The organism is Dactylosporangium sp. CS-033363 (genome assembly GCF_050942475.1).
Classification (GTDB): domain Bacteria; phylum Actinomycetota; class Actinomycetes; order Mycobacteriales; family Micromonosporaceae; genus Dactylosporangium.
The window spans coordinates 3,272,319-3,297,666 of record NZ_CP192032.1 but is presented as its reverse complement, the minus strand read 5'-3'; the positions used below and the strand labels follow the sequence as shown (position 1 = coordinate 3,297,666).

Annotated in this window: 17 protein-coding genes; 7 read left to right on the top strand and 10 right to left on the bottom strand. The window is 72.7% G+C overall.

The window, feature by feature from the left end; all coding sequences use genetic code 11:
- Positions 1 to 3: 3 nt before the first annotated feature.
- From ACQPZ4_RS15275 to ACQPZ4_RS15260, 4 genes are all read right to left on the bottom strand, one after another.
- Positions 4 to 3,021: a family 43 glycosylhydrolase gene (locus ACQPZ4_RS15275; RefSeq protein WP_433060787.1), complete on the bottom strand. Its 3,018-nt coding sequence runs from the start codon at positions 3,019 to 3,021 to the stop codon at positions 4 to 6.
- A 10-nt stretch (positions 3,022 to 3,031) separates the two neighbouring features.
- Positions 3,032 to 8,530 carry a galactose-binding domain-containing protein gene (locus ACQPZ4_RS15270; protein ID WP_433060785.1) on the bottom strand — a complete coding sequence of 1,833 codons (5,499 nt, stop codon included), beginning with the start codon at positions 8,528 to 8,530 and terminating at the stop codon, positions 3,032 to 3,034.
- Positions 8,527 to 9,111 (bottom strand): hypothetical protein, encoded by a 585-nt coding sequence (locus ACQPZ4_RS15265; protein WP_433060783.1) that lies wholly within the window; start codon positions 9,109 to 9,111, stop codon positions 8,527 to 8,529. Before ACQPZ4_RS15265 ends, ACQPZ4_RS15270 begins: the two co-directional genes overlap by 4 nt.
- A gap of 296 nt (positions 9,112 to 9,407) precedes the next feature.
- Entirely contained in the window at positions 9,408 to 11,603 is a 2,196-nt protein-coding gene (locus ACQPZ4_RS15260; protein WP_433060781.1) for a putative bifunctional diguanylate cyclase/phosphodiesterase, read from the bottom strand.
- A gap of 57 nt (positions 11,604 to 11,660) precedes the next feature.
- On the opposite strand from ACQPZ4_RS15260, the gene ACQPZ4_RS15255 reads away from it, so the two are divergent.
- Genes ACQPZ4_RS15255 through ACQPZ4_RS15240 form a run of 4 tightly spaced genes read left to right on the top strand, consistent with a single transcriptional unit; the run spans position 11,661 to position 14,658 of the window.
- On the top strand, positions 11,661 to 12,284 hold the full coding sequence (locus tag ACQPZ4_RS15255; protein WP_433060778.1) for a CG0192-related protein: 624 nt from the start codon (positions 11,661 to 11,663) through the stop codon (positions 12,282 to 12,284).
- A 42-nt stretch (positions 12,285 to 12,326) separates the two neighbouring features.
- Entirely contained in the window at positions 12,327 to 13,472 is a 1,146-nt protein-coding gene (locus tag ACQPZ4_RS15250) for a sensor histidine kinase (protein ID WP_433060775.1), read from the top strand.
- Positions 13,469 to 14,092: a response regulator transcription factor gene (locus ACQPZ4_RS15245; protein WP_433060772.1), complete on the top strand. Its 624-nt coding sequence runs from the start codon at positions 13,469 to 13,471 to the stop codon at positions 14,090 to 14,092. The genes ACQPZ4_RS15250 and ACQPZ4_RS15245 overlap by 4 nt, the downstream gene beginning before the upstream one ends.
- Positions 14,089 to 14,658, top strand: coding sequence for a hypothetical protein (locus ACQPZ4_RS15240; protein ID WP_433060770.1), 570 nt, complete (start codon positions 14,089 to 14,091; stop codon positions 14,656 to 14,658). Before ACQPZ4_RS15245 ends, ACQPZ4_RS15240 begins: the two co-directional genes overlap by 4 nt.
- 4 nt (positions 14,659 to 14,662) lie before the next feature.
- Here ACQPZ4_RS15240 and ACQPZ4_RS15235 read toward each other — a convergent pair whose 3' ends face one another.
- From ACQPZ4_RS15235 to ACQPZ4_RS15225, 3 genes are all read right to left on the bottom strand, one after another.
- A complete protein-coding gene (locus ACQPZ4_RS15235) occupies positions 14,663 to 16,054 on the bottom strand; it encodes a DUF1996 domain-containing protein (RefSeq protein ID WP_433060767.1) in 1,392 nt (463 codons plus the stop codon).
- A 118-nt stretch (positions 16,055 to 16,172) separates the two neighbouring features.
- Positions 16,173 to 17,645: a multicopper oxidase family protein gene (locus tag ACQPZ4_RS15230; protein WP_433060764.1), complete on the bottom strand. Its 1,473-nt coding sequence runs from the start codon at positions 17,643 to 17,645 to the stop codon at positions 16,173 to 16,175.
- Positions 17,642 to 18,040: a hypothetical protein gene (locus ACQPZ4_RS15225; RefSeq protein WP_433060761.1), complete on the bottom strand. Its 399-nt coding sequence runs from the start codon at positions 18,038 to 18,040 to the stop codon at positions 17,642 to 17,644. The genes ACQPZ4_RS15230 and ACQPZ4_RS15225 overlap by 4 nt, the downstream gene beginning before the upstream one ends.
- 134 nt (positions 18,041 to 18,174) lie before the next feature.
- On the opposite strand from ACQPZ4_RS15225, the gene ACQPZ4_RS15220 reads away from it, so the two are divergent.
- Both ACQPZ4_RS15220 and ACQPZ4_RS15215 read left to right on the top strand, forming a co-directional pair.
- On the top strand, positions 18,175 to 19,371 hold the full coding sequence (locus ACQPZ4_RS15220) for a sensor histidine kinase (protein WP_433060759.1): 1,197 nt from the start codon (positions 18,175 to 18,177) through the stop codon (positions 19,369 to 19,371).
- 5 nt (positions 19,372 to 19,376) lie between these two features.
- The gene (locus ACQPZ4_RS15215) at positions 19,377 to 20,030 is read left to right on the top strand and encodes a response regulator (protein WP_433066533.1); all 654 of its coding nucleotides are present in this window, start codon (positions 19,377 to 19,379) and stop codon (positions 20,028 to 20,030) included.
- 19 nt (positions 20,031 to 20,049) lie between these two features.
- Here ACQPZ4_RS15215 and ACQPZ4_RS15210 read toward each other — a convergent pair whose 3' ends face one another.
- Both ACQPZ4_RS15210 and ACQPZ4_RS15205 read right to left on the bottom strand, forming a co-directional pair.
- Positions 20,050 to 20,502 carry a hypothetical protein gene (locus ACQPZ4_RS15210; RefSeq protein ID WP_433060757.1) on the bottom strand — a complete coding sequence of 151 codons (453 nt, stop codon included), beginning with the start codon at positions 20,500 to 20,502 and terminating at the stop codon, positions 20,050 to 20,052.
- Between the two features lie 39 nt (positions 20,503 to 20,541).
- The gene (locus tag ACQPZ4_RS15205) at positions 20,542 to 20,988 is read right to left on the bottom strand and encodes a hypothetical protein (RefSeq protein ID WP_433060754.1); all 447 of its coding nucleotides are present in this window, start codon (positions 20,986 to 20,988) and stop codon (positions 20,542 to 20,544) included.
- A 24-nt stretch (positions 20,989 to 21,012) separates the two neighbouring features.
- On the opposite strand from ACQPZ4_RS15205, the gene ACQPZ4_RS15200 reads away from it, so the two are divergent.
- Positions 21,013 to 21,942, top strand: a complete 930-nt coding sequence (locus ACQPZ4_RS15200) for a Gfo/Idh/MocA family protein (protein WP_433060752.1) — start codon at positions 21,013 to 21,015, stop codon at positions 21,940 to 21,942.
- Here the strand turns inward: ACQPZ4_RS15200 and ACQPZ4_RS15195 are convergent.
- On the bottom strand, positions 21,917 to 25,333 hold the full coding sequence (locus tag ACQPZ4_RS15195) for an ATP-binding cassette domain-containing protein (protein WP_433060750.1): 3,417 nt from the start codon (positions 25,331 to 25,333) through the stop codon (positions 21,917 to 21,919). The two genes, ACQPZ4_RS15200 and ACQPZ4_RS15195, sit on opposite strands and share 26 nt — an antisense overlap.
- Between the last annotated feature and the right edge of the window lie 15 nt (positions 25,334 to 25,348).

The window sequence follows — 25,348 nt, the reverse complement described above, 5'->3', positions numbered from 1 at the left end:
CTCCTAACAGGAAAGGCTGCCATAGCCTTCGGTGACGGGGGTGGTGCCGGGAACGCGGACGGTGACCGTGCCGGCGGGGATCGACGCGGCGCGGGACGGGAAGGACTGGTAGGCGTTGGCGCCGGGGGCGACGGCCGCGAACGACCGGTCGCCGTAGGCGGTCTCGACGGCGATGTCGGATGCCGCCGCCCGGTCGTTGCGGACCTGTACGGCGACGTAGGCCTTGCCCGCGATGCAGCGCGGCTGGGCGGTCACGGTGACGGACGCGGTGCCGGGGTCGTCGGCGAACACCCGCCACTCGGTGACGGCGACCGCCGAGTACGTGGTGCCGTTGCCGTTCGCGCTGATCGTGGCGCGGAGCCGGGACGTGACGACCGGAGCGAACGAGACGGTGTTGAAGGCCGTGGTGGACGTGCCGTAGGTGCCGGCGATGTCCTGCCAGGCGGTGCCGTCCCAGTACTGGAGCTTCCAGCCGTCGGGTTCGGCCACGCCGTCGCCGGTGCCGCGGTTGGAGTCCTTCCAGAACTTGAGCTCGGCGCCGGTGAGCCGGATCGGCCGGGCCCAGTCGTACTGCACCCACTGCGTCGCCGGCCGGCTGCCGGACCAGGTGCCCCAGAGCTGGGCCTGGGCCGGGTTGGCCGGGTCGGCGTTGTCGTTGAGCGCGCCGGCGCTGTTCCAGGCCGCCGTGTACGACGCGCTCGCCGTCCCGATCGGCCCGACGTTCCCGCTCAGCGGTCCGGACAGGTCGGCCGGGATGGTGACGGTCTTCGCCGTCTCGGTGTTGCCGGCGTTGTCGGTCGCCCGGAACGACACGGTGTGCCGGTTCGCGTCGGGCGCGCCGACGGTCCCGGTGTAGGCGGTCCACGCCCCGGTGTCGACGGCGTACTCGATCCGCGCCACGCCCGAGGTGGCGTCGGTCGCGGCGAGCCGCACCGAGCGTCCCTCCACCGTGGACGTCGTAGCCGGCGCCGTGGCGTCGATCCGAACCGCAAGGGAGGCCGGGGCGGAGGCGTTCCCAGCGCGGTCGGTGGCGGTCGCGGAAACCGAGTGCTGACCATCCCCCGAGACGGTGACATCAGTGTAGCGGACCGGTGTGGCAGCAACCGGCGCGCCACCATCCACTGTGGACGCGATCGTCATCCGCCCGCCGCGGTCGTCGGCGGCGGCGGCTCGGACCCGGACCGCGGAGCGGAACCAGCCACCCGTACCGGCACTGCCGCTCGGGCTGAGCGTCAGGGTGGGAGCGGTAACATCCCCCGCCGTGTCGCCGGGCGAGATGACCGTGACGGTCGCCGTGATCTGCCCGGCCGCGTACCCGAGCACCGAGCCCTGCACCGAGATCTGGCCGGGCGCGGACGTGTCGGCCGGGTCCCAGTACACCGGGGTCTGCAGACCGTCCACAGTGACCGTTCCCGGCAGCTCCGTCTCCCCGGCCTCGACCGTGATGGCCGGAGCGGCAACCGGCGACGAGGGCTGCGCGGCGAGCACCTTCCACTCCTCGACGGCCACGGCGGAGTACGTGCTGCCGTTGGTCGAGGCGTCGAACGTGGCCCGCACCTGCGTCGTGGTGACCGGGTCGAACGTGGTGTTCTGATAGCCGGCCGTCGACGTCGGATACCCGCTCGGGTGCGCCACGTCGGCCCACTGCCCCGCGCCGAGGTCCCAGTACTGGATCTTCCACCGGGCCGGCGCCGCCACCCCGACACCGCTGCCCTGCGGCTGGTCGTTCCAGAAGTCGATCTGCGAGCCGGCGATGCGCATCGGCTGGTCCCACGTGTACTGGACCCACTGCTGCGCCGGGTTGCTGCCGGTCCAGGTGCCCCACATGTCCGGCGGGAGCGGGTTGGCCCGGACGAGCTCGTCGTTGAGGGCCTTCACCCAGTACTGCGTCGGCACCGGCTCGTTGGAGACGGTGACCTTGGCCTCCTGGGCGATGTTGGCCCGCGGGGTGCGGTCGCGCTGCTTGACCGGCGTCTGCACGACCTGCCGCATGCGCGGCGGGGACAGGGTGTCGTCCCACTCGACCTTGTCGATCGCCACCGAGCGGCGGAAGTGCCCGCCACCGACGGCGTCCGCGGTGTGGTAGGTGATGTACCACTGGCCCTTGTACTGGATGATCCCCGGGTGGCTGGTGGTCGACGAGACCGGGGTGAGGACCGTGCCGCGGTAGGTCCACGGCCCCGACGGCGAGGTCGCGGTCGCGTAGGCGATGCAGGCGTGGTAGTTCGCCGGCGTGCACGCGGAGGCCGGGCCGGCGTTGTTGCCGGCGTAGGCGAGGTAGTAGGTGCCGTTGCGGTTGAAGATCCAGGGCGCCTCGAAGAAGCCGGTGAGGCCGGTGACCGAGCGCTGGGTGCCGACCGGGGTCTTCATGTCGGCCTGGTACTCGAGCATCCGCAGCTGGCCGAAGGTGCCCCACCAGACGTAGACGCGGCCGTTCTCGACGAGGACGGTCGGGTCGATGTTCTGGATGTCGTTCGCCGACGGCACCCGCTGGGAGATCAGCGGGCCCCCGATGTAGTCGGTCCACGGCCCGGTCGGGCTGTCGGACACGGCCAGGCCGATGGCGAACTTGTCGGCGGCGGTGCTGGCCCGCTCGCTGACCGGCAGGTACCAGTAGTAGCGCCCGTCCGGCCCCTGCACGACCTGGCCGGCGTAGGCGCGCCCGGCGGTGGCCCACGAGAACAGCGTCTCGGGCCGGGCCAGGGACGGGTAGTGCGTCCACTGTCCACTCGGGACGTCGCTCGTGCGGAACGCGCCCCACTCGTTCATCTGGAAGTCGTTGGTGGCCGGGCCGGCCTCGTCGTGGCCGGTGTAGATGTACAGGTCGTCGCCGGCGACGAGCGGGGCCGGGTCGGCCGAGTAGTAGCTGCCGTCGGCGAGGATCGGGTTACCCTGGTGGGTGAAGGTGTACGAGGTGTCAGCACCTTCGAACGAAGCAGCGGCACTGGCCGGGCCGGCCGGGCTGACGAGCAGCCCGGCCAGCACCAGCCCCGCCACCGCCACTGGGCGGAGGGGTTTCAACGGAGCCGTCCTAACAGGTGGAGGCGGTGTAGGGGGCCGTGATCTCGGCGGTCCCGGACGGGCCGGTGACCCTGACGGTGGCCGTCCCGGCCGGCACCGCGGCGGTGCGGGCGTTGAACGACTGGTAGGCCGTCTTGCCCGGGGCCACCCCGGTCACCGTGCGCGTCCCGTACGGCGTGACCAGCTCGATGGTGAGCGTCCGGTCGTCGGCGTTGCGGGCGTTGACGGAGACATAGGCGGTACCGGCGAGGCATTGGGTCTTGGCTTGGACCTCGACGTGATATTGCGGTGCGGGATTGCCGGGGACGTCGTAGACCTCCCACTCCTGCACCCCGGGCGCGCCCTTGCCCTCCTCGGCCCCGCTCGCGGTGAACAGGGCCCGCAGCTTCGTGGTCGTGACCGCCTTGAACGTCACGGTGTTCCACTCGGTGGCGGAGGTGCCGTAGGCCGTCGGCTGCTCGACGTCGGCCCAGGCGGTGCCGGTCCAGTACTGCAGCTTCCACGCGCTCGGCGGGGCCACCCCCGCGCCGGAGTCGTCGACGTCCCGCGTGAACCAGATCCGGCTGCGGTCGACGGTGACGGGCGCGGCCCAGTCGAGCTGGATCCACTGCTCGCCCACCTGCGGCCAGGTGTTCCACACGTCGGTGTTCGGCCCGACCGGCCCGGTCGGCTGGACCCCGTCGTTGAGGTTGTCGGCGGTGACCCAGCCCGGCGTGTAGGACGCCGACGCCGTGCCCGTGCGGGCCACGTTGACCGGGGCCTGCCCGGCCGGGACCTGCAGCGTGCCCACGGCCGAGGTGTTGCCGGCCTTGTCGAGCGCCCGATAGTCCACTGTGGTCGCCGAGGATCCGATGGGTACCGCACCGCCCGCCGCCGTCCAGTCCTGCGTGACGACGCCGCCGACGGTCAGCCGGTACTGCACCGCCCCGATCCCGGACAGCGCGTCGGTGCCGGTGATGGTCACCGACCGGCTCGCCGTGTCGAGCGTGGCGCTCGCCGTCGGCGCGGTCCGGTCGATGCCGATCGTCCGCTCGGTCACCGGCGAGACGTTGCCCGCCTTGTCGGTGGCCCGGGCCTTGACCGTCGTCGAGCCCTCGTTCGACACCGTGATGGCGCCGGTGTACGCCCCGAAGGCCCCCGATCCCACCGCGATCTCGATCGCCGGGGCCGGGTCGGCGTTGTCGGTCGCGGTGGCGGTCACCGTGACGTTCGACGTCGTCCAGCCACTGGCCGGGGCCGGGTCGGCGGTCAGGGTCGCGACCGGCGGGGCGGTGTCGCTCGGGCCGCCCGAGCCCACGGTGACCGTGGCGGTCGCCGTCTTGTCGGTCCCCGCGACCTGCCCGGTCACCTCGAAGGTGCCGGCCGCCGCGTACTTGGCCGGGTCGATCGCCGCCCAGGTGACGGCGATGCCGCTCTGCCGGGAGCCGTCGTTGTACCCGACGGTGACCCCGCTCGGCAGCCGCGGCGCGGCACCCACCTTGGTGCTCACCGCGACCGGGTCGATGGTGTTGATCTGCACCGGATCGGGGCCGCGGACCCAGACGTGGGCGCTCGCCGTCAGCGTGGTGCCGGCCACGAAGCCGGAGACCGTGAAGTCACCGACCGCGGCCACCCTCGACGGGTCGATCGAGCCCCACGCCACCGCGACCGGCAGCACGGTGCCGTCGGCGTAGGTGACGTCCACCGTGGACGGCAGGGTGGGCACGACGCCGACCTGGGTCCGCGCGTCAACGCCCCTGATGGAGCTCGCGGCGGCGGCGAACACCCGCCACTCGGAGACCCCCACCGCGGAGTACGCCGTCCCGGCCGCGTTGGGCAGCGCGTTGAACGTGGCCCGCAGCCGGGTCGTGGTGACCGGGTCGAAGCCGACCTGGTTGGTCCGCCCGCGCACGGCCGGGTCGAACCCGGTCGCGTTGCTCACGTCCTGCCAGGTCGTCCCGTCCCAGTACTGGAGCTTCCACGACTTCGGCACGGCCACGCCGGAGCCGCCCGTGGTGCTGTCCGACCAGAAGTCGATCGACGCGCGGTCCACCCGCACGGCGGCCGGGAAGTCGTACTGCAGCCAGCGCGTCGCCGGCTCGTTGCCGGTCCAGGTGCCCCACAGGTCGGTCTGCGCGCCGCCGCTGAACAGCGAGGGCTTGCCGTCGTTGACCGCATTGACGTTGTTCCAGCCGGCCGTGAAGCTCGCCGACGCCGTGGCGGTCGCGGCCACGTTGATCTCGCCCTCGGCCAGGGCGGTCGCGTTGACCACCACGTCCTTGGCCGAGGTGGCCTGGCCGTTGCCGACGGTGAGCCGCAGCGTGTACCGGCCCGACTTGGTGAACCGCGCCACCGTGCCCGGCGCGTTGGCCGGCTCGAAGGCCGCGGACCCGCCGTCCGGTGCGTCGACGACGGTCCACGCCGAGGTGAGCGCGGCGCCCGGGTCGCCGTCGTCCTGGGCGAGGCCGATGATGCGGACCGAGCCGGCCTGGCTGTAGGACGAGTCGAGCCACGCGTCGGCGAGCGGCGGGTTGTTCACCGCGGCCGGGGCGGCGACCCCGGTGCCGAACGCCTGGACCTCCTTGATGCCGGTCTTCGCCCCCGGCGCGTGCTGCACCGTGATGCGCAGCTTCTTCGCCGTGACCGCCGGGAAGCGGACCTGGTTCAGGTTGCCGCGCGGGTAGGCGGGGCTGCGGTACTCGCTCGGCACCAGCTTCCAGCCGCTGCCGTCGTCGTAGGAGACCGTGAACTGCGCCGGTGGGGCGTAGCCCTGGACGGTGGCGGTGGTCGTGGTGTTGTAGAAGTACACCCGCACGTCGTCGACCGACCGGCTGCCCTGCAGGTCGATGTCGAGCGAGTCGCTGGTGTTGGGCGATCCGGCGGTACCCCAGAAGGGCTCGTTGATCGTCGTGCCGTTGACCGCACCGGCGGGGCCGCGGCCCGAGGCCGAGAACGTCGCGGTGGCCGGCCGGCCCTGGGCGAAGTTCTCCGAGCCGGTGCTGGCCGGGGCGATGTCGGCGCCCGCCTTGGCCATCACGTCGACGATCCGCGCGTCGGCGGCGTAGGTGACGTCCTGCGGGGCCTTGACGGCGATGGCGTCGTGCGTCGCCACCGTGATGCCGGCGGCCGCCTCGACCGTGCCGGTGGCCGGGTCGTAGACGAGCCTGCCGAGCTTGTCGGCGGTGAAGGCGAGCTGCCCGTCGAGGTAGACGGAGTAGCCCTCGGGCACGTCGTTGCCGTAGTACTTCGGGCCGCCGGGTGCGTCCCACACGATGCTCAGGTCGCGGTCGCGGTAGCGGATGTTGTTGGCGGTGAAGTGGTCCCAGCCGATGTCGATCGGGTCGAGCTCCACCTTCGCGTCGGAGCGCGGGCGCAGGCCCATCGCGTCCTCGATGACGGTGAAGTTCGTCGCGCCCAGGATCGTGTGGTGGATCCAGGACCGGTAGCCGATGTTCTGCGGGTTGGCCGCGCCGTCGGCCCAGAACTCGTTCTGGTCCGGGTAGCGGTTGTCGCCGTTGTTCTGGTACTGCGCCCAGGCGTTCCAGTAGAGCAGCTTCTTGTACCACTCGGCGTCGATGTAGCTCGTCGGGTAGTTGCGCAGCACCGAGGACAGCATCCGGAACGTCACGGTGGAGTTGATGACCGAGAAGTTGTTGCTGCCCGGGTCACCGGCCGCCGCGGCCGCCGCCTTGTCCGCCTGGTTCGCGGTCGTGAACGGGAAGATGGGGTACTGCGAGCTGTCCGCGAACAGCCGCAGCGCCTCGACGTACGGCTGCGTGTAGTCGGCGTCGCCCGGCTTCGGCATCAGCCCGACCGAGAACGGGTAGTAGTTGTTGATCTCCTTCCACGGCACGAGCTCGTTGCCGTTGACGAGCCGGTGCTTGAGCAGGTTGCCGTTGAGGCCCATCGCGTCCGGGGTGGACCGCGCCGGCTCCCACAGGTACTGCAGCACCGCCGCCTTGATGCGCGCGGCGAACGCCTCCATCTCGTCGGCCTTGGCGGTGTTGCCCGCGGTGCGGTAGGCGGCCGCGGCGGCCTTGGCGTTGGAGTACAGGTAGGCGTTCTCGGTCCGGTCCATGTAGCCGGACTTCCAGTCGAACGACACCGCGTCGGCGTCGTTGCCGGTCATCGCGCCCCAGTTGTACTCGATGAGGCCGTTGCCGTCGAAGTCGTACGCCTGCTGCAGGCCCTTGACGTCGTACTCGGCGTACTCCGCGAGGTTGTTGGCGATCGCCTTCGGCCCGCCGTGCAGCTGGTAGGAGCGCCAGGCGGCCTCGGAGATGTACTCCGTGTAGGAGTTCGACCAGTTGGCCGGGTCGCCGGGGTTGTCGACGAACTTCGAGCTCTTCGACACCTCACCGGCCGACACCCACGGGCCGTAGGAGTACGCCGGGTCGCGGAAGTACTTGAGGTCGTCGACGAACATGCCGACGGTCAGCACGATCGCGTTGTTGTACCCGAGCACGCCCTCCATCGACGTCGGGAACTGGTAGTCGTTGCCCGGCAGGTCGGCGTCGAGGAAGTTGTACCGCATGAGCCACCAGCGGTAGAACAGTGTCTTGTCGATGTTGTTCTCGGGCGTGTCGAGGTAGGGCACGTTGTCGGCCCACCACTGGTTGTAGTCCGTGACGTGCGCCCTGAACGCGGCGGCGGGCGTGGCGCTGCGGTAGCTCGCGTACTCGGTACCCGCGGCCGGCTGCTCCTTGGTGATGAAGCCCAGCTGCAGCTTGGTGCTCGCCGCGCCGGCGGCGGGGACGGCCATCGTCTGCCGCAGCGTGCCGTCCACCGGCGTGAAGCCGTCGCCGGAGAACCGCGGGAAGATCGTGGTGAGCTGGTTGAAGGCCTTGACCGCCCCGGTCAGCTCGCCGTTGTCGCTCGCCACGGTCTTGGCGAACGCCGAGGTCGCGGTGAGCGTGACCGACTTGGCCGAGCCGTTCGTGCTGGACAGGTCCAGGTTCGTCACGGCCGTGCCGGCGTCGGTGATGTACTTCGTCTCGGTGACCCGCAGCCCGCTCGCCGTGTTGTTGAAGACGGTGCGGAAGTAGCTCGGGGTCTGCTTGCGGGAGTTGACGTCCTCGGTGAGCGTCACGTCGGCGCCGTTGATGGACGCCGTGACCGTGTACGCGCCCTGGCCGCCGGCGATCGACTCGATGTAGGCGACCTCGCCGCCGAAGCCGAGCACGCCGGGGCTGTGCGTCTTCATGAAGACCGCGCGGCCGCGGCTGAACAGGTACTGGTTCGCGTCGCCGTTGGAGCCGCCCGGCTGGTTGCCGGTGCGGGCGAGCATGCGGTCGAACCAGAAGTCGTTGTCCGGGCCCGATCCGGCGCCGGCGGCGACGTCGGCGTCGAAGATCGCCTGGAGCTGGTTGCGGACGTGGTACCCGGTCCGCTCGTCCGGCACCGGGTTGGCGCTGCCGGAGAACGTCGGGTAGGGGGTGGCGCTGTTCGATGCGGCGTGCGCCGGAACGGGGGTGAGGGTGGTGACGAGCAGGCCGGCGATCGCGGCGGCGGCCGCAACGCGGGTTCTCACGAACTTGCACCTTTCTGCGGGGTGGCGAATTCGTTGGCTTGCAGGTCGGCCCGCGCGACCCTGTCCCCGTTGCGGGCGAGCACCTGGATCTGCGCCTCGTCGGAGAGCACCCAGGCGATGAAGTTCCAGGCCTGGCCGGCCTTCTTCGAGTCGCGGGAGATGCCGATGGCGTCGGTGCCCTTGTCGGTGAGCACGAACGGCAGCGCGTGCCGGTCGCCGGCCTTGACGGAGGCCGGGTCGAGCCGGTCCGCGAACGGCAGGCGGGCGAGGTCGGCGCCGAGGTCCCGGTAGAGGCCGCGGCCGGTCCAGCCGGGCACGTCGGCCACCGCCCCGGCGAACAGGTCCGGCAGCGCGCCGGTCGTCGCGGCGGCGTCGACGCGGGCCGGCAGGTCCGCCACCAGCGTCAGCTCGACCTGGTTGGTGTGGGTGGCGTTGTAGGCGTCGACGAGCAGGGTCGCCTGGACCTCGAGCTGAGCGCGGGTCCACAGCAGCAGCCGCCCGCCCGTGTCGGCCCCGTCGATGGAGGGCGTTGGCGCGGGTGCCGGCCCGGCCGAGCAGGCCCCGAGCACCAGCATGATCATTGTGAGCGCTATCAGTCGTCGGCAGGCCACTGGCATCACCGCCCATCTCGAAAACCTTTTCGGGAATGGTGGCAACCGGTTACGGCCGTGTCAACGGTCTATTTCCGCCGTTCGAAAGGTTGTTACAACTGTGACAGGTTCGGGGTTGGTCAATTGTTGCGGAAACCTTTTCGGAAACAACGCGCTGACCACTGCGGAAGCGCTCCCAGCGATGTGAGCGTTCACCAACGCAGGCGAATGTGTGAATGGCACGTCGTTCCACGCCCACCGTTCCGGACATGTCCGGTGTGTCGGCCTTATCGGGCGGCGGAGAGCTCCCGCGCGAACGCCGGCGACTCCTCGGGCCGGCCGAAGAGGTAGCCCTGGCCGTAGCGGTACCCCATCCGGTACAGCGCGTCGGCCTGCTCGGCGGTCTCGACGCCCTCGGCGATCGCGGTCAGCCCCAGGTGGGCCGAGACGTCGATGAGCGCGGTGACGATGACGGACTGGCCGCCGCCCGCGAGGTCGTCGACGAACGACTTGTCGACCTTGAGCACGTCCACCGGGGCGGTGCGCAGCAGGCCCAGGCTGGAGTGGCCGGTGCCGAAGTCGTCGAGCGCGATGCGCACGCCGAGGGCCTTGATCGCCCGCAGCGCGTCGAGGGCCGTCGAGCTGTCGAAGACCGCCGTCTCGGTCACCTCGATCGTGAGGCAGGCGGCGGGGAGGGCGGCGTCGTGCAGTACCGACGCGACGAACTGCGGGAAGTCGGGCTCGGACAGCTGCCGGGCCGACACGTTCACCGACACGTAGCCGGGGGCCGCCGCGCCCAGGTCACGCCGCCAGGTGCGCATCCGCTCGGCCGCCGTGCGCAGGATCCACGCCCCCAGCTCGACGATCAGCCCGTTGTGCTCGGCGACCGGCACGAACGCGACGGGGCTCACCAGGCCGCGCTCCGGGTGCCGCCAGCGCACGAGGGCCTCCACGGCGGCCGTGCGGCCGGCGGGAAGGGCGACGATCGGCTGGTACACCAGGAAGAACTGTCCCTCGTCGAGCGCGGTGCGCAGTTCGGCGCCCAGCTGCGCGTGCTCGCCGGCCCGCTCGTCCAGGGCCGGCTCGTAGCGCAGGTGGCGGCCGCCGGTGACCTTGGCCGCGTACATGGCGACGTCGGCCCGGCGCAGCGGCTCGAACGGGTCGGTCGCGCCGGCGTCGTCGGCTACCCCGATGCTGGCCCGCATGAGCAGCCGGTGGCCCCCGGCGTCCAGCGGCCGGGCCAGGGAGGCGACGATCGAGGCCATGATCCCGTCGGCGACCGCCTCGACCGTGCGCGGCATGAACACCGCGAACTCGTCACCGCCGAGGCGGGCCACGGTGTCACCGGGGCGCACGAGGCCGGTGAGGCGCTCGGCCACGGCCGTGAGCAGCCGGTCGCCGACGCCGTGGCCGAGCCGGTCGTTGACCGCCTTGAAGTCGTCGAGGTCGATCAGCGCGATGTGCGCCCGCGGGCCCGGGCCGAGCTCGGCGCGGATGCGGGCCTCGAGCGCGCGGCGGTTGGCCAGGCCGGTGAGCTCGTCGCGCAGGGCGAGGGTGCGCACCTGGTGCACCAGCCCCGCCATGCGGACCACGGAGAGCAGGAACAGCACGGCCGCGCACAGCCCGACGGCGAGCCATTCGACGTGCTGCGGGTCGCGGACGCCCTGCACAAGCAGGACGGCCGGGGCGAGCAGCGAGGAGGCGGCGAGCACGACGAGCCGGACCCGGCCCGACGGCACGACGTCGTGGGACTCGGCCGGGCGGGCGCGGACGGCGGGGTGCAGTGCGGCGGCGGCCCACAGGACGTACGAGAGCAGCCAGAGCGCGTCGAACCAGCTCGAGGTCCACGTGGTGTAGGTGTTGACGATCGAGTAGACGACGTCCGCGGTGAGCAGGAACCCGAGCGCGGCCACGAGCAGCCGGCTGCTGGTGTCGCGCGCACCGGCGGCCAGGAGGCGGCCCGCGAGCACGAGCAGCAGGACGTCGGCGGCCGGGTAGGCCAGCGCGATCGCCCGCGTGCCGAGGGTCGAGGAGCTGTCGTGGGCGATCGGCTCCATCACGAACGTCCACAGCACCAGCCCGGTGCCGGTGGCGAAGATGAGCCCCTCGACCACGGCGGCCCAGCCCTGCCCGCGGGCGTCGCGCCGGCCGAGGATGAGCAGGCTGCCGAGCAGAAACGGGTACGCGCTGAGGTAGAACACGTCGGCGAGCGAGGGGAACGGCTCGACGTGCGCGAGGTACTGGAAGTACGTGTACACCCAGTCGCCGGTGGTCCAGAACGCGGTGCCGGCCGCGGCCAGCCGCCAGGCGAGCCGGCGGGCCCGGTCGGTGCGCCGGGACCCGGCCAGCATCACGATCGCGGAGATCGTGCCGATGGCGTCGTAGGCGCAGCTTCGCTCGATCGTGCCGGCGGGCAGCAGGAGGTACGCCCCGACCGCCGCCGTTCCGGCGAGGAGCCACCACGTCCACCGTCTGTCCCGCACCTGGTCACCATCGGCAGGGTTGCCGGTCTGCTTAGCGTGATCGGTACCATGCCGTGCATGGCCCTGCTGCACCGTGCGGAGCTCACTCCCGGCAAGCTCGACATGCTCACCTCCTGGCTACCCGGCCGCCCCTGGTACGCCGGCCCTCCCACCCCGTCGCTGACCCGTGTCGGCGCCTTCCGGTTCGACGACCCGGCCGGCGCGGTCGGGCTGGAGACGCTCCTCGTCCAGGCCGACCCGGACGGGCCGATATTCCAGACGCCGCTGACGTACCGCGACGCGCCCCTCCCCGGCGCCGAGACCTTTCTGGTCGGCACGACCGAGCATTCCGTGCTCGGCACCCGCTGGGTCTACGACGCGGCCGGGGATCCGGTCTACGCGGCCGCCCTGGCCGGCGCGGTGCTGACCGGCGGCACCGAGGCGGCGGAGGAGGTGCTCGCGGCCGACGGGACGACGACGGCGCGCACGCCGCTCATGTCGGTGCGCGGGACCGGTTCCCGTTCTGCTCCGGTACCGCCTGTGCGTGCTGTGTCCTCCGTGGCCGATGGGGATCCGACCGTGATCTCGGCGGGTTCGGTGCTCGTGACGCTCTACCGGATCGTGCCGGACACGACCCTTTCCGAGGCGCCGTCGCTGCTCTGGGGATCGCGGCCGCTGGCCCTGGTCCGGGTCGTCGGATAGGGCTGCTTCGCGTCATGTAAAAAGTCGCGTACTTTGGGGGTCATGACCGTCGATCGGGCGGTGGCCCCCGCCGCCCTCGGTCGGGCCGTGCTGCTCGGCCGGGGCGCCGCCACGCTGACCGCGGCGGGCACCGGACTGCGCCTGGCGCCCGATCCGGGCCCGCTGCTGCTGGCCGCGGCCGTGGTCGCGGTCACGACGGCGGCCGGGCTGGTCCTGTTCTCCCGCAATCCGTACGTGGTGCGCCGTCCCGTCGCGTTGCTCTGCGGTGACGGCCTGGTGACGCTGGCCGTGCTGGCCGCCGACCCCGGGATCGCGTACTTCTGCGCGGCGGCGGGCGCCTCGGCGCTGGCGGGGGTGGTCATCGGGCTGCGGGCGCTGCCCCTGGCGGCGGCCCACGCGGCGCTCGGGTACGCCGTGGCGGCCCGGGTGCTGGCCGGCAACCCGGCGCACGCCGAGTTCGTGCTCGCCTTCCCGATCGCCTGCATCCTGGCCGCGACCGGCGCGGCGGTGGCGACGGCCGCGCTGCGCCGGCACGTCGAGCTGTCGGTGCGGGTGGTGGCCTCGGCGCAGCGGGAGGCGGCGGCCGACGAGCGGGCGCGGCTGGCCCGGGAACTGCACGACTCGGTGGCGAAGACGCTGCGGGGCGTGTCGTTCGCGGCCCTGGCGCTGCCGCAGAGCCTGCGGCGGCACCCCGATCTGGCCGAGCGGCTCGCGGACACGGTCTCCACCGGCGCGGCGGCCGCGGCGAAGGAGGCCCGCGACCTGCTCGACGGGCTGCGCTCGGACGAGCCGACCCGGGACTTCGCCGCGGTGCTGACCGACCTGTGCTCCGCGTGGCGGCGCTCGACCGGGATCGCGGTGGTGCTGGAGCTGGCGGCGGTCGACCCGCCGCTGCCGGTGCGGTACGAGCTCTGCCGCATCCTGCAGGAGGCGCTGCGCAACGCCGGGAGGCACTCGGCCGCCTCCTCGGTGACGGTGCGGCTGGCCGCCGTGGACGGGCGGCTGGTGCTGACGGTGGCCGACAACGGGCGCGGGTTCCCGGTGCCGCCGAGCCTCGTGGCGTTCCGGACCGAGCACCGGTACGGCATCCTCGGCATGTCCGAGCGCGCCCGGCTCTCCGGCGGCGCGCTGCGGGTCCGCTCGACGCCGGGCCGGGGCACCTCGATCGAAGCCGCGATCCCGGCATGATCACGGTCCTGGTGGTGGACGACAACCCGATCGTGCGGGAGGCCCTGCGCTCGTACCTCGACGGCACCGACGACGTGGCCGTGGTGGGCGAGGCGGCGGACGGCGCTTCGGCGCTGGCGGAGGCGCGGCGGCTGGCGCCCGCCGTGACGCTGCTGGACCACCGGATGCCGGTCGCGGACGGGCTGTCGGTGCTGCCGGACCTGGCCCGGCTCACGTCGATCCTGGTGCTGACGAGCGACCCCGATCCGGGCCTGATCGCCGACATGCTGCACGGCGGCGCGCGCGGCTACCTCATCCACGGCGCGTTCACGCCCTCCGAGCTGCACCGCGCGGTGCTGGCCGTGGCCTCCGGGTACGGGTGGCTCTCCCCCGCCGCCGCGGCCGTGGCGACGGCGACGATGCGGGCCCGTCCCGCCCCTCGTCCCCGGCCGCGCTACGGGCTGACGCGGCGCGAGCAGGACGTGCTGGACCTGCTGGCCGAGGGGTTGTCGAACGCGGCGATCGCGCATCGGTTGCTGCTGACCGAGAAGACCGTGAAGAACCACCTGCACCGCGCGTACGCGAAGCTGCGGGTGACCAACCGGACCGAGGCGCTGCTGCGCTGGACCGGCCGCACGTGACGCCGTTGCGCCGCCGGCTGGGCTGGACCTCGCTCGCGGTGGCCGTGGTGGCCACGGTCGCGATCGTGCCGCCGCTTGTTCTGCCTTCTGCTCAGGCTCCTCCGGTCTCGCCCTCGCCGTCGTTGTTGCTGTCGGTGGCGCCTTCGCCTTCGCCGTCTTCGGCGTTCGTTCCTCCTTCGCCGCCGGCGTTCCGGGTGATCGCCGTGCACGCCGCGGACGATCGGAACCTGCGCAAAGGTGCCCGGGTCATCGAGTGCCCCAGCTGCGACGGCGGGCGTCGCGTGGGGTACATCGGCGGCCCGAACACCCTCGCCATCCGCGTCCCGGAGGTGCCGGTCGCCGGCGAGCGGACCCTGGTCATCGTGTACGAGACCGTGGTTCTCCGCACCCTCAAGGTGGCCGTGGCCGACGGGCCCGTGCACACCCTGACGCTCGCCGGCGCCGGTGACTACCTGATTCCCGCCCGCACCTCGCTTTCCGTGTACCTGCCCGCCGGTACCACCTGGATCCGCTTCTTCAACGACGCCGGCGATGCCCCGGACATCAACCGGATTGAGATCAGCTGATCCGTCAGAACTGCCCGGCGGTGTTGCACTTGGCCTTCTGGACGATGCAGTTCTTCACCCGGTGGCTCTGCGCCGCGTTGTCCCAGGCGAAGAACGCGTCGCCGTGGAACGAGGACGCCATGCCCGACGAGAGCGTGAAGCCGTCGGCCGTGCCGCTGGTCGGGTAGGCCAGCACGAACGACAGCGACGGGATCTTCACCGGGTAGGCGCCGCCGCACGTGCCGGTGTAGGAGTACGCCACGTGCGACTTGTGGTCCGGGCTGTCCAGATGGGTGCCGTCCCAGCAGTCCTGGAACACCAGCTGGAACATGAGCGTGGCGCCAGGCGCGCAGCGCGGCCAGTTGCCGTCCGTGCTCCGCCCCGCCTCCCCGCCCGGCCCGGCGCAGTAGAACTGGTTGACCGAACCGGCCGGCGTCGCCTGCTGCAGCTTGGCGTCCCCGGCGATCATCCGGAAGCCCTGCGGGAACGGCACCGTGCCGGCCGGGTCGGTCAGCCGCGAGCCGTAGTACACGACGACCGCCTTCGGCTCGACGGCGGTGCCGTGCTCGTAGAGGGTCGGGACCCAGTACGCCGACAGGTCCGGCGCCGGCGCGCAGCTCGTCCCGGCGTTGGCGAGCAGGGTGTCGCCGGTCGAGTTGGCGTCGGTGCTGTGGTTGCCCAGGAAGCTGTGCATGTGCGAGGCGCCGGGCAGCCCCGGGAAGACGATCGGGTCGTCCTTGAACGAGTGGCTGTACGTACACGAGGCGTTGAACTCCGACACCCGCACCGCGTTGGCCGGCGCCGGGTCCATGGGCATCGCGTTGAACTCGGCGAGCTGCGCGTTCCACCGCGCCGGGTCGACGTTGACCCACCCCGCCGCCGTCGTCCCGGTCGCGCTGGGGCTGGCGGATGCCCCGCTCGCGAACGAGAACCAGTTGATGTTCACGAAGTCGCGGCCGCCCGTGGTGTTGCGCATGACCGCGAACACGGTCTGCGCCCCGGCCGGGTGGCTCGCGGCGGTCGCGGTGAGCGTGGTCCAGGCCTGCCAGCCGCCGGTCGGCGCGACGGTGACCTGGGCGAGCAGCGGGCCGGTGAGCGACCCGGTGCGCAGCTCGACGCTGCCCGTCCCGCCGGTGCCGGCCGACGCGACCCGGACGCCGACGCTCAGCGAGCCGGCGGCGCCCAGGTCGACGTTGTCGTAGCGCAGCCAGTCGCCGTCGGCGAGGTACCCGACGGCCTGGCCACCACCCGTGTCGACGGTGTTCTCGACCTGCGCCCCGGACTGCGCACTGAACGCCTCCGCCTGCACCGTCACCGGCGTGGCGGCACTTGCGGTCGTCACCATGGCGGCGGCGACGACCAGGAGGGCGGCCGCCGCGGTTCCGGCGGCGACCATGAGGCCCCTGACGTTTGGCACGAGGATCTCCTTACTGCTTGCGGCGTGCACGAACGATGGCGAGGGCCTCGACACCGTACGGGCGAACCGCTGGGCCCAAAGTCCCATGCGAGGGGCCCAATTTCGGGGCGCGTGCTCGCTATGGCGCCTCCACCGTGAAGTCGGCCATCATCGCCATGTCCTCGTGCTCCAGGTTGTGGCAGTGCAGCATGAACGTGCCCGGGTAGTCGGTGAACCGGACGGCGACCTCGACCGCCTCCGACGCGCGCAGGTCCACGGTGTCCTTCCAGCCGTGGTCGTACGCCCCGATCGCCTGCGCGTTGCGCGAGACCACCTGGAAGTGGTTGAGGTGCAGGTGGATCGGGTGGTGGAAGTCGGTCACGAACCGCCAGTGCTCGACGTCGCCGAGCCGCGGGCGGGCCAGCGCTCTTCCCGGCCGGTATTCCAGGTCGTTGATCCGCCAGGTGCCGTTCGAGGCCTGGCTGAAGTGGAACGTGCGCGAGCGCACCGGCGGCGGAAGGGGTTCCGCGGTTCGGCTGAGCTTCGACGGTACCGCCGAATCGTCATCGTGCCGCGAACCCTTGACGTCGAACCGCATGACGTCGCCGCCGTCCCGGTCGACGAGGCGCACCTCGGTGCCGGGTCGGTAGCGGCTGAAGTCCACGACGACGTCGAACCGCTCGGCCGGCGCGATCACCAGCGCGTCGTGGGCGATCGGGCGCTGCAGCAGCCCTCCGTCGCTGCCGATCTGCACGAACGCGTCGCCGCCGGGCGGTTGGGGGTCGAGCTCCAGACGGTACCGGCGGGCGTTGGACGCATTGAGCAACCGGAGGCGGTAGCGCGCCGGGTCGACGTCGTGCACCGGCCAGGGCCGCCCGTTGACCAGCACGACGTCGCCGAGGACCCCGTTCATGTACGCCGCGTCGCCCGCCGGATAGCGGAACGACCCGTCGGCCTCGAAGGCGCGGTCGGTGAGCATCAGCGGCAGCTCCCGCTCGCCGCGGGGCAGTGGCAGCGCGTCCTCCTCGTCGTCGCGCACGAGGTGGAAGCCGGCCAGGCCGCGGTAGACCGCCGGGCCGGTGAAGCCCATCCGGTGGTCGTGGTACCAGAGGGTGGCGGCGCGCTGGGCCATCGGATAGCGGTACACCCGGCTGCCCATGCTCGTGTCGCCGCGCATCGCGGCCATGTCGTGGTGCGCGCTCGCGCCGGCCGCGCCGTGCTCGGGCAGGATCTCGTCGATGGGATAGCCGTCGCTGTCCTGCGGGGTGTGGCCGCCGTGCAGGTGCACGACGACGGGTTCGGGCAACTGGTTGCGGTGCGTGACGGTCGCGGCCCGGCCCGATCGCGTGACGACCGTCGGCCCGGGGAAGCTGCCGTTGTACGTCCACGCGCGCGTCGTCAGCCCCGGCAGGATCTGCAGGTCGGCCTCCCGCTGGACGATCTCGCCGCCCTGGAGCACGGGCGGGACGGCGAGCCGCGCCTCGAACGGCTTCGGCAGCGGCGCCCGGCTGCGCAGGAGCTTGCCGGGGCGCTTCGGGGTGAGCAGCGACCAGCCGAGGCCGGTGGCGGCGACCGCGGCGGCGCCGGCTCCCAGCAGCGCGCGGCGCTTCACGCGAGCACCTCGGCTTCGTGTTCCCGTGACGGCAGCGGGGTCTTCCAGGCGAACCGGGCTATCTGGAAGGTGCCGATGACCATGAGCACGCCGATCGGGATGTGCAGCTCGAGGATGCGGAACACGCCGAGCACCCCCTGGGCCGCGATCGCGAGCGGCACCATGACGGCCTCGACCATGAGGTTCGACGGCCGGTGCTGCCGGCCGGGCAGGAAGATCACGATGCTCATCAGCAGCGCGACGACCACCATCGAGAAGCCGGTGAGCATGTGCCAGCGCACGGCGACGTAGTGGCCGCTGAGGAAGATGCCGGCCAGCAGGACCTGGGTCGCGGCGAGAACGGCGAGCGCGGTGCTGGTCCCCCGCAGCGCCATGTGGACCGTTCGAGGATTCATGGGCCGTCATGTTGCTCCGCGGCGGAGATCAAGTCGTCAGACCACGGTCGAGATCTTGTACCACCCTGGGTTGACGATCCGGATACCACCGTGGGCCGACGCGCGAATCGCCCGGACCGCCTACCGTCGAGCGCATGAAACTGGCATTGCGCTCCTTCCGGGGATCCGACCTCGCCCTGGCGGCCGGGGCCGCCGTGGTGGCGGTCGGCGGGGCGCTCACCGCTCCCGAGGCGCGCACCGGCCTCGACGCCCTCGGCGTGGTGCTGCTGGTCGTGGCCGGGCTGGCCCTCGCGGCGCGGAAGCGGTTCCCGCGCCCGGTGCTCGCCGTGGCGGCCGCGAGCCTGCTGGCCTACCTGGTGCTCGGCTACCCCGGGGTGGGGCCGGCGGTGCCGGTGCTGATCGCGCTGTACACCTGCGTCCACCGCGGCCACGGCCGGACCGCGCGCGCCGCGATCGCCGCGATCCTGCTCGTCGGCATCGTGGGCGACGCGATCGGCTCGGGGGCCAAGCCGGCCGACGTGTTCCAGCGCTGGTTCCTCATCATCGGCTGGATGGTCGCCGCCTCGGTGATGGCGGAGGTGTCGCGGCAGCACCGGGCGTACCTGGAGCAGGTCGAGCGCCGCGCGGAAGAAGCGGAGCGCACCCGCGAGGAGACGGCCCGCCGCCGCGCGGTCGAGGAGCGCCTGCGCATCGCCCGCGAGCTGCACGACTCCCTGACCCACAGCATCTCCATCATCAAGATCCAGGCGGGTGTGGCGGTCCACCTGGCCCGCAAGCACGACGAGCCGGTGCCGGACGCCCTGGTCGCCATCCAGCAGGCCAGCGGCGAGGCCATGCGCGAGCTGCGCAACACCCTGGAGGTCCTGCGCACCGACCTGGACCCGCCGGCCGGCGACGTGGCCCACGGCATCGACGGCATCGACCGCCTCACGGAGGGCGTCCGCCTGGCCGGGCTGCCGGTGACGGTGCACGTGACCGGGCCGCGGCGGGAGGTGCCGGCGGCGGTCGACGAGGCCGCGTACCGGATCGTGCAGGAGGCGCTGACCAACGCGGCCCGGCACGCCGGCCCGGCGGAGGCGACCGTGTGCGTCGAGTTCGCGGCGGACGCGGTGACCATCCGGGTCGAGGACGACGGCCTCGGCACCGACGAGTACGTCCCGGGCGTCGGGCTGACCGGCATGCGCGAGCGGGTCACGGCTCTGGGCGGCACCCTGCGCACCGGCGGCCGCCCGGCCGGCGGCTTCACCGTCGAGGCCCGGCTGCCGCTCAGCCCACGCCCGGCCGCGGCGGAGGACGGCGACCGGGTGCACGGGACCGCGGTGCGGGCATGACCGGCGTGATTCGGGTGCTGCTGGTCGACGACCAGGCGCTGATCCGGGCCGGGTTCCGGGCGCTGCTGGCCGCCGAGGACGACATCGAGGTGGTGGCCGAGGGCGCCGACGGCGAGCAGGCGGTCGCCCTCGCCGCGGAGCACCTGCCCGACGTGGCCCTCGTCGACATCCAGATGCCCGGCGTCGACGGGATCGAGGCCACCCGGCGGATCGCGACCGACCCCGCGCTCGCCGGCGTGCACGTGGTGATCCTGACGAACTACGGGCTGGACGAGTACGTCTACGCGGCGCTGCGCGCGGGGGCCGCCGGCTTCATGGTGAAGGACACCGAGCCGGACGACCTGCTCTACGGCGTGCGCGTCGCGGCCCGCGGCGACGCCCTGCTCTCCCCGGCGGTCACCCGGCGGCTCATCGCGGAGTTCGTGGCCCGCCCGCCGCGCGGCCCGCTGCACGGCGCGGTGAACACGCTCACGAACCGCGAGCGCGAGGTGGTGGCCCTCGCCGCCCGCGGCCACTCGAACGACGAGATCGCCGAGCGAATGGTGATCAGCCTGGCCACGGCGAAGACGCACATCAGCCGGGCGATGACGAAGCTGCAGGCCCGCGACCGCGCCCAGCTGGTCGTGTTCGCCTACGAGTCGGGCCTCGTCACCGTCTGACGGCCCCGGGCGGCGCGGGTCAGAGGTCGTTGCTCGGGCTGCTGATCCCGCGCGCGGCAAAGTCGGCGGCCACGTCGTCGAAGACGGCCACCGCCCGCTCCGCGTCGGCCTCGGCCACGGGCGACTCCACCTGCGGGTCGTAGCCGGTCAGGCCGGTGTGCCGCTCGACCGCCAGGGCGAGCGCGTACAGGGCGCGCACCACCTGCGCGGCGTCCTCGCCCTTGTACCAGAAGGGAACGGTCAGCGAGGCGTAGCGGCCGTACAGGGCGAGCTCGATGCCCGTCGGCTCGTGCTCCAGCTCGAACGAGGCCCGACCGCCCTGCACCTCGACCTCGCCCAGAATCCGGCGCGCGGCGTCGGCGATGGCCGCCCACGCCACAGCGTCCGGCGGGGTGTCGGAGACCTCGCCGCGCAGGGCGTCCTCCCACGACTGGTCAGGGCTCTTGGGCACGAAGTGGAGGTCGTAGCTCATGGCCGACATGCAATCACGCCGCGATACGACCGCAACCGGCTAGGGCTGCGGCCGGCGGCGGAGGATGGCCGCGGTCTGGTCGAAGATGGTCACGGCGTGTTCCGGGGACGCCTCGGCCGTCGGGCGTTCCAGCTGCGGGTCGTAGCCCGTCAGGCCGGTGTGGCGCTCGACGATCGCGGCCAGGTCGTACATGGTGCGGACGACCCGCTGGGCGTCGGGGCCCTGGTGCCAGTACGGGACGGTGATGGCGGCGCTGCCGGCGTACAGGGTCAGCTGGAGGCCCGTCGGGTTGTGGTCGAGCTCGAAGAAGGCCTCGCCGGCGTGCAGCTCGACCTCGCCCAGCAGCTGCGTGGCCGCCGCCGTGATCGCGGCCCACTGCGCGGCGTCGGGGGCCTCGTCGGAGAGGTCCGCGTCCTCCTCGGCGTCCCGCAGGTCGTCCCACGAGACGTCGGCCGGCTTGTGCAGGAACGTCAGGTCGTAGCTCATGCGCGCCATGAAACCATGTCCCCCATGCGGTTGGGGATTGTCGGGGCCGGGGAGGTCGCCTGGCGGCACGCGGCCGCGGCGGCCGAGACCGAGGGGCTCGAGCTTGTCGTGGTCGAGGATCGCGACCCGCAGCGGGCCGAGCGGCTCGCGCAGCAGTACGGTGCGCGCGTCGGACGGGCGGTCGAGGAGGCCGACCTCGTGGTGCTCGCCGTGCCGCATGCCTATCACCTGGAGCTGGCCCTCGAAGCGCTCGCGGCCGGCCGCAAGGTGCTCGTCGAGAAGCCCATGGGCCGCACCGTCGAGGAGTGCGACCGGATGATCGCCGCGGCGAAGCCGGGACAGCTCTACGTCGGGCAGCAGGGGCGGTTCTTCGGGCAGGTCATGGCGGCCAGGGACGAACTCGCGAAGCTCGGCGCGCCGCTGCTCTACCTCGAGCGGCGCTCGACCGACTACCAGAGCCCGGGCAGACCGGCGTGGTTCATTAGCCGAGCACTGGCCGGCGGCGGGATCGCGATGCTCGTCGGCGTGCACAGCATCGACCGCGCGTGCTGGCTCCTCGGCACGCGGCCGCGCCTGGTGGCCGGGGGCATCGCCACGCCGCGGGACCGCGAGATCGAGACGTCCGCGGCCGTCACGCTCCACATGGAGAGCGGCGTGCAGGCCCATCTCACGCTCGTCGACTCGAAGGAGTTCTTCCACGAGACGACCGTCGTGTGCCAGGGCGGGACGCTCACCATCGACTCCTCAGGTGTGAGCGTCGACGGGCGACGGACCCACGCCGTCGACGGGGACCGCGAATACACGTTGTCGTTCCGGCGGCAGTACGAGGCCATCCTCAACGGCGAGCCCGTGGCAACGGCCGAGGAGGGACGGACGGCCGTTGCCACGGTGCAGGCGCTGTATCGGTCGGCCCGGGACCACGGGCGGCCTACCCAGCCAGGTGGCCCCACGTAGGTTCCAGCTCGCGCCAGGTGCCCTGGGCCGCCGCCGTGCCGTCCTGCAGGACGATCACGCGGTCGGCCTGGGTCAGGGCGGCGCGCTTCGACGTGGAGCCGATCACCGTGATGCCGTGCTCGCGCAGGGCGCGCCACAGCGCCAGTTCCGTCGTCACGTCCAGGGCCGAGGACACGTCGTCGGCGATGAGCAGCTCCGTGCGCGGCGCCAGGGCTCGGGCCAGGGCCAGGCGCTGCAGCTGCCCGCCGGACAGGCGGGTGCCCTTGTGGCCGATGAGCAGGCCCATCCCGGCGCCCGCGGCGGTCAGGTCGTGCTCCAGCTGGGCCGTGGAGACCGCGCTGGTGGCGTCGACCTCGTGGCCGAGGGCGATGTTGTCGGCGACCGTTCCGGACAGGACGCGCGGCAGCTGGGCCACGTACCCGATCTGGTTGGGCCGCAGGAACATCTCCGGCTCGGTCACCGCCTCGCCGTTCCAGCGCAGCCGGCCGGTGTGGTGCACGATCCCGGCCAGGGCGCGCAGCAGCGACGACTTGCCGGAGCCGACCGGGCCGACGACCAGGACCAGCTGTCCGCGTTCGATGGACAGGTCGAGGTCGCGCACCGCCACCGTGCCGTCCTCGTGCACCGCGGCGAACCCGTCGAGCTCGAGCCGGCGCAGCGGGTGGCGCGGCGCGGTCGGCGGGGCCGGGGCGGTGCCCGCGGAGAGGTCGACGCCGGGCACGGCCGCCGCGTACTCCCCGTTGCCCACCATCTCGATCGTCCGGCGCGTCCACACGCGGGCCGAGGGCAGCTGGGAGATCAGCGACGCCGTGGTCCAGGCGAACCACCGCGCCGAGCCCAGCGTCGAGACCGCGATCAGCGTGGCCCCGGCGGTGAGCCGGCCCGACAGCAGCAGCGCCCAGGCGCCGATCGGCAGCAGGCCGCTGACGAGCGCCGGGGTCGACCGGGCCCAGACCTGCACCGCGATCTCCTGGCGCAGGCGGCCGCTGCGGACGCGGTCGAGCTTGGCCAGGTGGGCGAGGACGGGCGCGGTGGCTCCGGCGAGCTTCACGGTACGAGCGGCGGACAGCGACGACACGAGGGCGGTGGCGAACGCGGCCCGCGCCGCCACCGTCCGCTGGGCCGAGCGCTTCAGCGACGGGCCGAACAGGGTCGCGGCCAGGCCGGAGAGCACGATCGTCGCGGCCATGAACGCGGCCGGGATGAACGAGCCCGCGACGACCGTCATCGACGCCAGGACCCACAGGCAGATCCACTGGTCGACGAGGTTGTCGGCGAGCACGACGACCCGTTCGGTGTCGCCGCCCTGGGCCACGACCTCGGCCGGGGTGTGCTTGCTGACCCGGCGGGCGCCGGTCTGGCCGTGCACGAGCCGCAGGCTGATGCGCAGCAGCTGGCGGACCCACCACTCCGGGAACCACTTGCCGGTGTAGTACGGCAGCGCCATCGGCACCAGCAGCGCCACCGTGATGCCCACGGCCGGCCACAGCGTGCCGCCCGCGCCGTCGACGAGGTCGGCCCACAGCCACGGCAGCACGGAGCCGTCGAGGCCGACGAGGGTCATCAGCGCGAACATGACCACGGAGACGAGCCCGAACCGCCAGTCGTTGGTCGCCAGCTTGAAGATGTTCCACATCGTGCGGGTCCGCGGCACCGACGGCAGCGGCGGCGGCTCGGACCTGACGGCAGCGGTGGTGACGAGCGCGGTCGAAGGCTTGCGTGCAACCAAAGCCCCGACAGAATCAGCCAGCAGCGCGGCGAACCGCGACGACGCGGCGAGCGGGCCCGCCTCCAGCACGGCGCCGTCGGACAGGACCACGACCTCGTCGCATTGCTGTACCGAGGAAAGCCGATGCGCCACGATGATGCCGATCCGCCCGGCGAGCAGCCGGCCGGTCGCCCGCTGCACCTGCGCCTCCGTCACCGGGTCGAGCCGCGCGGTCGCCTCGTCGAGGATGACGACCTGCGGGTCGCGGACCACGATCCGGGCGAACGCGACGAGCTGTTCCTGCCCGGCCGACAGCACGTGGCCGCCGTCGCCGAGGCGGGTCTCGAGGCCGTCGGGCAGCTCCGCGACCCAGCCGGCGAGCCCGAGCTCGTCGATCGCCCGCTCGGCCGCGCCGAGCAGCGCGGGGTCGAACAGCGCGATGTTCTCGGCGAGCGTGCCGGCCAGGATCTCGGTGCGCTGCGGCACCACGGCGATCCAGCGGCGCAGCAGTTCCAGGTCGAGGTCGAGCAGGTCGACGCCGCCCAGGAACACCGTGCCGCGCGGCAGGTCCACGGCCCGGGTCAGGACCTTGGCCAGGGTGGATTTCCCCGATCCGGTACGCCCGATCAGCGCATAGGAACGGCCCCGGGCGAACGTGAGGCTCACGTCGCGCAGGGCCGGTTTGCGGGCCGTCCCGGAGTACCGGAAGGTCAGCTCGCGCACCTCGAGGTCTCCGGGTTCGGGCGTTCGCCCGCCGGCGGGTTCCTGGGCGGAGTCCCGCAGGAGTTGCACGCGGGCCCAGGCGCCGAGCGCGTACTGCAGGTCGGGCACCATCCGGCTCGTATGCTCCACGGTCGCGCCGAAGCCCAGCGCGAGCAGCCAGACCGCGCTGAGCCGGGCCACGTCGAGGTGCCCGGCGGCGAGCGCCCACACGCCGCCGAGGACGATCACGGCGATGGTGAGGCGCACGAAGCCGGAGGCGACGGACGTGACGGCGGCGGAGCGGACCCAGACCCGGCGGCCGCGTTCGAGCACGACGGCGGCGCGGCGGGCGAAGAGGCGCAGCACGTACGGGCGGGCGAGGGAGGTCCGCACGTCGTCCTGGCCGTGGATGGACTCCTCCATGACGGCGGCGAGGTCGCTCCAGGCCTCCTCCTCGCCCATCCGGCTGGCGGCGATCTTCGCGGTCGGCTTGCGCAGGCCGAGGTACAGCGCGACGGCGATGACGATCATCGCGAGGCCGGCCGGCCACCACACGAACAGCGCGACCGCGACGGACAGCACGGTGTAGCAGGCCGACTGCGCGATGCGGACGCCGGCGTTGCGCAGCTCGGCGGCGACCTGGTAGACGTCGTTGTCGATCCGGTCGAGCAGCTCGCCGACCGGCGTGGTCTCCAGGGTCGGCAGGTCCTGCCCGAACGCGACCCGGCACAGCCGGCGGCGCACGTCGGCGGCCCAGTCGGCGGTGAGGCGGGCCATGATGAGCGCGACGGCGACGTCGGTCAGCACGGCGGCGGCGAGGGCGGCGGCGAGCACGCCAAACATCGCCCATGATCGATGGATGAGGACGGACCCGCCGATCGCGGACGCGGCCGCCTGCCCGGCGGCGCCGAGCAGGACGAGGAAGGCCACGACCGCGGTTCGACGCGGTGACGTGGCCCAGAGATCACGAATGAGACGCACGGTGAGGCCCCCGGG